The 8,512-nt window shown below is 69.5% G+C and carries 7 protein-coding genes and 1 pseudogene; 3 read left to right on the plus strand and 5 right to left on the minus strand.

All coding sequences use genetic code 11. The features are described from left to right. Window positions 1-122 precede the first annotated feature (122 nt). The 3 genes and pseudogenes from DLJ49_RS22925 to DLJ49_RS20350 form a co-directional block, all read left to right on the plus strand. A pseudogene (locus tag DLJ49_RS22925) lies at window positions 123-347 on the plus strand (DUF6538 domain-containing protein); the annotation flags it as partial. A gap of 45 nt (window positions 348-392) precedes the next feature. Next, window positions 393-2,414 carry a tyrosine-type recombinase/integrase gene (locus DLJ49_RS20345; protein ID WP_147277378.1) on the plus strand — a complete coding sequence of 674 codons (2,022 nt, stop codon included), beginning with the start codon at window positions 393-395 and terminating at the stop codon, window positions 2,412-2,414. 605 nt (window positions 2,415-3,019) lie between these two features. Beyond that, on the plus strand, window positions 3,020-3,310 hold the full coding sequence (locus DLJ49_RS20350; protein WP_115395346.1) for a hypothetical protein: 291 nt from the start codon (window positions 3,020-3,022) through the stop codon (window positions 3,308-3,310). A 171-nt stretch (window positions 3,311-3,481) separates the two neighbouring features. Here the strand turns inward: DLJ49_RS20350 and DLJ49_RS20355 are convergent, their stop codons facing one another. The 5 genes from DLJ49_RS20355 to DLJ49_RS22930 all read right to left on the minus strand — a co-directional run bounded on the left by DLJ49_RS20355 (window position 3,482) and on the right by DLJ49_RS22930 (window position 8,394). Beyond that, a complete protein-coding gene (locus tag DLJ49_RS20355; RefSeq protein ID WP_147277379.1) occupies window positions 3,482-3,799 on the minus strand; it encodes a hypothetical protein in 318 nt (105 codons plus the stop codon). Between the two features lie 522 nt (window positions 3,800-4,321). Then, the gene (locus tag DLJ49_RS20360; RefSeq protein WP_115395348.1) at window positions 4,322-5,728 is read right to left on the minus strand and encodes a site-specific integrase; all 1,407 of its coding nucleotides are present in this window, start codon (window positions 5,726-5,728) and stop codon (window positions 4,322-4,324) included. 74 nt (window positions 5,729-5,802) lie between these two features. Next, the gene (locus DLJ49_RS20365) at window positions 5,803-7,941 is read right to left on the minus strand and encodes a tyrosine-type recombinase/integrase (protein WP_115395349.1); all 2,139 of its coding nucleotides are present in this window, start codon (window positions 7,939-7,941) and stop codon (window positions 5,803-5,805) included. Window positions 7,942-8,000: 59 nt separating this feature from the next. Further along, complete coding sequence (locus DLJ49_RS20370; RefSeq protein ID WP_115395350.1) at window positions 8,001-8,246, minus strand: helix-turn-helix domain-containing protein; 246 nt, start codon at window positions 8,244-8,246, stop codon at window positions 8,001-8,003. After that, entirely contained in the window at window positions 8,236-8,394 is a 159-nt protein-coding gene (locus DLJ49_RS22930; protein WP_158547529.1) for a helix-turn-helix domain-containing protein, read from the minus strand. Before DLJ49_RS22930 ends, DLJ49_RS20370 begins: the two co-directional genes overlap by 11 nt. Between the last annotated feature and the right edge of the window lie 118 nt (window positions 8,395-8,512).

An 8,512-nucleotide genomic window follows, 5' to 3' on the forward strand; every position in this document is an offset into this window, starting at 1 on the left:
TCCTGCCGCCGGAGCCAAGATCCAGAAAACCCCGTGAAATCAACGCTTTGGACCGGAAGAGTCGGTCCGGAGCCGGTGTGCGACACAGGCTGCGACACAAAAGTCGCGTCGAGGTCGCACACATGGTCGCACACAGGGCCGCACACAGGGTCGCACGCACGTCCGCACGCAGCGCCGCAGGCGGGGCGGCACACCCGACCTACCTGATCCGGCGCGGCGCGACTCTCGTGTTCCGCCGCCGGGTGCCGGGGGCCCTCGAAAAAATCTGCAGAAAGTCGTTTTGGGCGCTTTCGCTGCGAACGCACCTCCTCGCCGAGGGACGGCGGCGGGCCGCGATCGCGGCGCGCTTCACCGACGACCTCATCGGATTGGTCGAGGCGGTCGGAGCGGACATGCTCGAGGAACGACAACTGGACGGGGTGATCGACGCACTCATCCGCATGGAGATCGAGCTGGCGGAGGCCCTGCGCGAATCCGCGGGCCCGCGCACGCCCGACGCCGTGACGGCGGCCATCCGGGTGCAGGAGGCGACGCGCGAGACCCTGCGCGCCGCGCTGGTCTACAACGACTACGCCGCCGTCGAGGCCCCGGTCGCCCGCACCCTCGCTCGCCTCGGCCTCGAGCTCGACCGCACGGACGAGAGCTGGCCGCGCCTCGCGCGCCGCGCCGCCCGCGCGCTCTGCGAGGTGGCCGAGGAGAACATCCGCCGCGAGCAGGGCCTCTACACCGCCGATGCCCGCCTGCCGGCCGCCCTTGCCGCGGCGCCCGCGATCGCCCCCGGCGCGCCCGCCACCGCACCCGCCGCGGCCACCCTGGCCCCAAACCCGCCGATGCCCGCCGCGCCGCCCGCCCCGCCGCCCGCCCCGGCCCGGCCCGCCGCCCCGGTGCCCGCGCCGACGTCGGAGTCGGACGCCCCGCCGTCCGCCCCGCCTTCCGCCCCGCCTTCCGCCCCGTCTTCCGCAGCGTCCTCTGCCGCCTCGACCGGCACTGCGCCCGTCCCGTCGCCCGCCGCGTCGCCCGCCGCGTCGCCCGCCGCGCCGTCTGCCCCGATCCCGGCGCCCGACCCCCACCGCGCCCCCGCCGCTGCCCCCGCCCCCGTCGCCGCGCCGAGGGAGGATCCCGTCGCGGCGCGGGAGGCGCGCGTGGCCAGGATCCGCAAGTACGGCCCCGCCGACTCGGTGGACCCCGAGACCCTGACGGCCGACAGTCCCTTCACGGCCTGGTTCGGTGCGGCGCTCTTCCGCAAGCGCGAGGAAAACCCGAACTGGGACACCAACAACCTGGCCAACTGGAAATCGACGCGGCGGCTGGTCCTCGAGGCCTTCGGGGACAAGCCCCTGTCCTTCTTCACGAAGGCGACGCTCCGCGAATTCCGCTCGCTGCTCCAGGCCCTTCCGGCGACGCACCACAAGAGCAGCGACTCGCCCGGTCTCTACACGATCATCGAGGAGGCCGAGCTCGAGGAACAGCGCGCCATCGCCGCGGCGAAGGCCGAGATCGCCCGGCTCGATCTCAACCGCGGCGACGGCGAACAGCGTCTCGAAGCGGCCCGGATCAGGCGAAACTCGGTGAATACCGTCTACCGGCATCTGCAGGCGCTCCAGTTCGTCTTCCAGAACGCCGCCGATCACGCCGCCGCGCCGTACAACCTCCTCAAGGGCGTGATCTGGACGAAAAAGCAGAAGGAGAAGCTGCGGGCCGAGGAGAAGACGGCCACGCGGCTGCCCTGGGGCGACGCCCTCGACGATCTTCTGGCGACCTCCGCCTTCGTCGCGCCGATGGCGGACGGAACGAACGCGCACGACGTCTTCTGGCCGACCCTGCTCGGCGTCCATGCCGGATTGCGGCAGGAAGAGGCGCTGCAGCTGCGCGCCGACGACATCGACACGATCGAGGGCATCCCGATCCTGCGGATCCAGAGCGGAGCGGGGCAGCATCTCAAGGGCGGGACCGAGCATCGGGTCGTGCCTCTTCACGACAACCTCATCGCGCTCGGCTTCCTCGCCTTCGTCGAGCAGCGGCGCCGCGCCGGGCAAGCCTGGCTGTTTCCCGACATCAATCGCTGCGCGGCCAAGGGACGCCTGTCGGGCACCTTCACCAAGACCTTCACCCGGTACCGCGTGGCCGAAGGCGTCTATGATCCGCGCCGCGATTTCCACGCGCTGCGCACGCATTTCAACGTCGCCCTCAAACGACGCCAGTGCCCGCTGGAGATCCGCAAGCGGCTGATGGGCCACAAGATCCGCGATGTCACCGAGGAGCACTACGACCCTGAAGGCTCGCCGATCCAGGAATTCAAGCAGTGGATCGACACCATCGCGATCGACATCTCGGGCATCCGCAGCCCCTGGGCAGCAGACGCCTCCGACGCGATGGCGGGCTCCACCGGCAACGTCGTCCCGTTCGCCCGATGACCCAGCGTCCCCTGAGCCCCAGGATCCGGTGCAGGGTGGCCCCCGGGCGGGGTACGTGCCCGGGGGCCGGATCGGCCGAGGAGTAGTGGGGACAGGGGTCCCCGGCCGAACCCGGGGGCGTCAGCCGAAGCGGGCCGCGAGGTCTGTGAGCGCGCGATATGCCACCTCAGAGACGTATCGAAGACCGGTGAATCGCTCGTGACCTCGGGCGCCCGATCATGTCGTCCAGCATGTCCCGGATCTCCAGAAGCCGGCGCGCGCAGACCTCTGGATCGGCGCCCTGTGCGAGAGGCGAACCTCCGGTTCGACCGCTGACCGATCAGCTGCGAGGGGGCGGAATAGAAGACCTGGTGGACCAGGAAACCCCCGGTCTTCGTCACTCGTGCGACCACCTCAGTGAAGTCGGTGGTGCGCCGGGCGGGCAGCGGGCGCAAGATCCGCAGCCCGTTTCGCGAGACGGCGCCGTCGGCGGCAGCCGACAAGGCGCACGCGCTCGGCCTGCGCGTCGTCCGAGTGGTGCGCAAAAAATCTCGCGGATCGCGTTTCCGGCGCGCGCGGACGACCACCAGATCCTTTCAACACGCACCGCATGATGGAGGGACCCCATGCAGCATCTCGCCCCCGCCCGCGCCCGCTTCCGCCAGCTCGCGGAATCCGGCCCCGACCCCCGCGTCGCCGACTTGTGGGACTGGGAGAACGGCGTACTGAAGACCGACCGCTTCGAGGACTACCTTGGCTATGCCTCGTCCGGCGAGGAGGTCTACGCGCGGTTTCTCGCGTTGATCTGGTTCCGGTCGAACCACTACGGGTTCGACCTCGCCACCGCGATCGATCGCCTCGACTACGAGTGCAGGATGCTCATCGTCACGCATATCCTGGCGCCGATCCGGCCATAGGCCAAGGCCCACCCCAACGAGAGCGCATGCAGGCCGGCCGCCCGGAGGGGCGGCCGGTTTCTTCCGTTCTTGCCCATTGAAATGGACGCCGATCCCGCCGAAGGCGGTCGCACCGATCGCGCTGCGCCCCGCCGCGACGAGGATCGGAATCGGGGCGGCGTTGCGGCGCGCTCAGAGCTGTCGGCAGAAGCGGGACAGATCCGTGAGCCGCGCCGCGTACCACCGGATAGCGGCATCGAGATCGCTGCCCAGGCACGGCGAGGTCGACGGCGACGAGGCGCCGTTCAGGTCGTCGACCCGGTCGCGCAGGGCCTCCACGGCGTCCGCAATCGCTTCGGGCGCGTCCGCCTGCGTCCTTGCCACGTGCTGGAGGCGGTCGAGTGCGTCGGGGACCGGGCCATCGCCCGGCGTCCCCACGAGGTCGGACAGCCCCGCGCCGTGGCGCGCGAGGAAGTCCGACACGAGACGGGAGGCGGTGGTGACGGGCATAGCGTCGCGAAGCCGTCCGGTGCGTTGAGATGCAGTCATTGCTGCTCTCCTCCTGGCGTCCGGCCCGCAGCCCTGTGCTGCGGCTTGTCCAGCCGGCGCCGTCAAACGCCCCCGCCTCCGTCGTGGGCCGTCTTTTGCGTTCGGGTCTTCGCCCCGGTGCGGCGTGCCTTCTTCAAGAGGCGCGCTGCAACGGGTCGAAGGCGACAGCCTGCGCCTCTCTTTCCCGATCGCCGTGGACTGTCGTCGTCCGCTCAGGATGCAGAATGGGCCGTTTCTTCTCAGGACGAAGCCCGACAGCGAAAAAAGGATGAGACCCGATGCCGGGCTCGGCAGGGCGCGCAGAACGTTGACCGCGCCTGCCGGGATCGGGCGTCTGTTGCGGCGAGTCGCGGCAACGGGAGGAAATCGTCGAAGACGGGCGGTCATCATCCCGTGCGGGTGATGCCTGCCCGTCTTCAACAGGGCACGGCAAGAGCGGCGAGAAATGGCGATCCACGGCGACCGGCGGGGCACGACAAGCTCTCAGACAAGCAGGTCCTCGGGCGCGGAGCGACGCGCCTCGAGGCGCGCGCCAAAGACCCTCGCCGCCTTCAGACCGTCGGAACGATCGTAGTGGCGATCCGTCGTGGCGCGATCGCGGTTTCCAATAAGCGGTGCAGCGAGACGGGCGCCTCCGGGCACCGACTCGCCGCATTCCGTAGCGGCGTTGTCCCGGAGCCGATGGATCGACACCCGCACGCCGAGATGCGCCTTGGTCAGATCGCCGACGATCTGCCCGAGTCTGCTCTCGGACAATCCGTCCCCGGGCGCGCGCGTGGAGGGAAACAGCATGTCGCCGTTGTCGAATATGGGTCTGAAGTCGCGAACATACGTGAGGACCGCCGAGGCGAGGCCGGGGTTGTGCAACACGGCCTCGAATGGCGGCCCCGTCTTGTCTGCTTCGGGGAGTTTGAGGTGGCGGGCCGGTATCCTCACATGCACGCGCTGTGCATCGAGCGCCCAGAGCGTCCGCCCGTGTTCGAGCACGGAGAGCGCGCGGGCCCGCCTGGGCAGCGCCACGGCTGTCGCGAGGAGGAGGCCGTTCCGAAAGAGGGTGGCCGCGCGCGTGCTGCGGGTCCGCAGCGCGCGCGCCTGACCCATGCAGGCAAAGCCGAGCTTGTAGATGGCGGATGCGGAGACGAGTTGCGCGCCGCACTTCGTGGGCGCCCCCTCCTTGTCGGCGCGCTCCCGCCAGTCACGGACGACGAAGGCGCAGGCGGTCGACGAGAAGCCGGGCGCCACGACCATCGCGACCCCATCGACGATGCGGCCGAGATAGTCCGAAACGCTGCGCGTCGAGACGCCGCCGCCCTCGGGCGCGACAAGCCACCGTGCGTAGGCCTCGAGCGTCGTGCCGGTTGGCAGCACATCGAGACCATGCGCATCGCAGTAGACGCGCCACCGCGCGAGCGCATGGGCGACGGCCGCGACACGGCTCGCGCTCCAGGAGACCGTGCCGGCGTTCGAGGCCGGCCATCGGATGCGGTGGCGCATCGCCGATTGCCAGTTGTCCGGTAATCTCGATACGGCGCGCCCAGCGCGGTCCCATTCACCGGCTCGCGGGTGTTTCCGCGTGACCCGCGCTTCCCGCAGGACGATCGCGAAATGAGCCGTCTCCGCAACGCCCCAGAGCCGGGCTGCGCCCTTTTGGAGCCAGGCGAAGTCCGTGCAGGCGCGTTCGCGTCCGAGCCGTGCAATGCGGGATTGCAGCCAGGCGGAGACCTCTCCCTTGCCCGGCACGACATCAGGCCCTTCGGCCCGCTCGTCGAGGAAGGCGTCGAGGGCTGCCTGTACGGCGGCGGTATTCGTCCCGGGCTTCTCTCGCTTGAGCGACCGGGCGACAAGCGTGCCCAGTGTCGGCGTGGTCTCGCCATCTGTCGTGTCGAGCATGGTCGAACCTCTCGGATCGGGGCGCCGCGGATCGCGAAGACGCGGCGCGGCGCCCGGTGTCGGATGTGGGGGGGTCAGGCCGCGAGCATGACCTCGGCTCCCGATGTCCGCTTGCTCTCGATCCGTTCCTGCCAGCTGTCGAAAGCGAGCGTATCGTCGATCTCCGCGTAGTAGGAGATCGTCGTCTGCAGGGATCTGTGGCCGAGCAGCCGTTGCACCTGCGGCAAAGCCTCGATGTTGTCCTTCAGCCAGATCCACCCGATCAGATGACGATACAGATGGGGATTGATCCGGACGCCAACCCGGTCGTGAACGCAGGCGACGACGCGCTTCAGAAGCCCCGTATAGGGCCGGCCAAGCGCGCCGGAGCGGTCGTCTTGCCCCGGGAAGAGGTAAGGGTTTTGGTCGTCTCCGGGCAGAAGGGCGGCCTCGCGCACGCCGTCGAGGTAGCGCGCGAGCAGCCGGCTCGTGCGTGGTCCGAGCGGGATCGGCAGATCTGGGTCAGATGCTGCGCGACCCTTCACGGCTGCGGCGGGGATCACGATCGTGGCGAGGTCGGCCTGCCATGAAATCCAGTCGAGACGGATCCCGATCAGGTTGGCCGACCGCGGGCCACGCTTGAGCATGATGTCGTGCGCGAGCGCCGCCATCACCTGCCGAGCGAGCCTCGGGTCGTAGACATCGCGGGCGCGGGGCAGCCTGCCGTGCTTTTTCCGACTGGCGTCCCGGAGACGACGAATCTCGGCGTTCACGTCCCGGATGAGCTCGTCTGACATGTCGATCGTCGCCTGGATCCGGTCCTCGGTGAACTGGTGGAGCCGCGCCTTGTTACGCGGCGCAAGACCATGCCGCCGAGGTGTGAACTTCCCCACGAGCTCCTTGATCTTGTCCCGCTGCGCGTCCGGACAGCGCAGGAGGCCGACGGCGACCTTCTTGACGGTCTTCACTGCAGAAGACACGTAGGCGCTGTCGTAGGCGGCGTTCGCGTTCGCGTCGGCGAGCGCTTCGGCGGCCGCCTCGAGAATCTCGGGGTCGGCAAGCTCGTCGAGGGAGTCTGGCGCGACATCGGCAGTCGCGTAGAGCGCTTTCGCCAAAGCGACGATCTGAGCGCGCCGGGTCTGCGCGGTCTTGTCCGACCAGCAGTCTTTCGCGGTCAGAAATCCGTGTGCGCGCAGGAGATCGTCGCGAGAGGTATTCGACTCGCCGCCGGTCCGCGTGGTCTTGCGGCGGGCGTCGCGTTTCGCGCGCAGCCTCCGCTTCTTGTCCGAGACGGCCGTCTCGCTCGCGGCTTCGGCCGCGTCGAGCGCGGCGATGAACTCCGCGCGGGTCTGCCCCGTCCGGGAGGCGAGGCCGCGGGCCCAGGGCTCGACACGGGTGTCCCATTCCTCCATCAGCGTGGCGATTGCCGCGTCCGGCACGCCGAAGCGGTCGCGCCCATCGCCGAACGGATGATCGATCGGTCGGAAGCCGAGCCCCTGGAAGTGCGGATGTCCGGCAAGCGCGCACCAGAGACTGGCCACCCGCTTCACGTGCTTGCGGCACGCGCCTTCGTCCTTTCCCGCGACCTCGCGCCGGTATTCGTGGTAGGCCCAGAGGCGGTCGGTGGTAAGATCGCCCGGGTGCAGACCCTGATCGTGCAGCCAGGTCAGGATCGGGCCCGAGGCGCGCTTGAGATCGTCCACGAGGTCGCTTTCGACGATGCGATCGTAGAGCTCGCGAAGAGACCCGGCGATGTCGTCGACGCTGCGCTTCCGGGCACGCGTTGCCGCCGGTGAGAGCGCCGCGAGGATATCGGATTTGTACGTCGCGAAGCTGCCGCGGCTCAGCCCGACCTCGGCAGGCCGGCGGACTGCGAAGAAGTCGACCGCGTCGTGCCTGCAGACCGATCGCGTTTCCGCCACCCAGCCGGCTTTCCTGACGAGCCAGCGCACGCGGGCCGCACGCCGGCCTGCCACGCGATCGCCGGCCTCCCGTTTCCGCTCGAGGTCACGGATCAGCTCCTGCCATGTGCGCGGGTCGAAATCGACCTGGTGGGCGAGCGACAGGCCCGTCGCACGCTCCAGCCGCTCCAGCGTCGCGCGCCGGGGCCGGTGACCGGGGCGGCCGAGTATGTCCGTGACCGCCTTTTCGTGGAGGCCGGCCGAGAGGGACAGGGCGCGGGCGGTCAGGCCAGTCGATCGAAGGTAGGATTGCAGCTCGGACTGGAGGGTCATGGGAGTCGCCTTTCGGATCGGGAGAAGACGACGGCTCGGTCGAGCGCCGGATCCGGCCGTCATCTCCGCGGCCGGATCCGGTGCTCGAAGAGCATCCGGTCTTCCTCGCGCACGACATACCGGCGCCCCATTCGACTGGCGGGCAGTTTCACGCGGCCATGAGGCGTGGGGCAGCCGAACTCGATCCAGTCCCTGATCGTGCGCGCGCTGCAGCGGTATCTCGCGGCGAGCTCGCGCGTGTCGTAAAGCCGGTCGCCGAACGTCACGTCGGCCGGCTGCTGGCCGTTGTTCGAGTCACCTGACATCGGTGACTCCTGTCCGTCGAAGGGCTTCCACGTCCGATGGCGACCACCGCTTCGTTCCGCCGATCTGAATGGTCCTGAGCTGTCCGCGCGCGGCGAGCGAGCGGACGGTGCGCGGGGCGCAGCCGAGGCGCGCGGCAGCTTCGTGCACCCGAAGTTCGACACCTCCCGGGGGGATTTGTGAGTTCTGCGAGAGGCCGGTGGGGGGATTTCAAGGGGTTAGGTTGCGAGAGGGTGGTGAAGTGCGGATGTAGTGTCGTCACACGTTT

This window comes from Rhodovulum sp. 12E13 (assembly GCF_003340565.1).
Taxonomy (GTDB): Bacteria; Pseudomonadota; Alphaproteobacteria; order Rhodobacterales; family Rhodobacteraceae; genus HLUCCA09.

What these genes read in the sequence shown, in the direction of transcription:
- DLJ49_RS20355 (WP_147277379.1), bottom strand. Translation starts at nt 3,799, where the DNA reads ATGCCCGTCACCACCGCCTCCCGTCTCGTGTCGGACTTCCTCGCGCGC.
- DLJ49_RS20350 (WP_115395346.1), top strand. Translation starts at nt 3,020, where the DNA reads ATGCAGCATCTCGCCCCCGCCCGCGCCCGCTTCCGCCAGCTCGCGGAA.
- DLJ49_RS20360 (WP_115395348.1), bottom strand. Translation starts at nt 5,728, where the DNA reads ATGCTCGACACGACAGATGGCGAGACCACGCCGACACTGGGCACGCTT.
- DLJ49_RS20345 (WP_147277378.1), top strand. Translation starts at nt 393, where the DNA reads ATGCTCGAGGAACGACAACTGGACGGGGTGATCGACGCACTCATCCGC.
- DLJ49_RS20365 (WP_115395349.1), bottom strand. Translation starts at nt 7,941, where the DNA reads ATGACCCTCCAGTCCGAGCTGCAATCCTACCTTCGATCGACTGGCCTG.
- DLJ49_RS20370 (WP_115395350.1), bottom strand. Translation starts at nt 8,246, where the DNA reads ATGTCAGGTGACTCGAACAACGGCCAGCAGCCGGCCGACGTGACGTTC.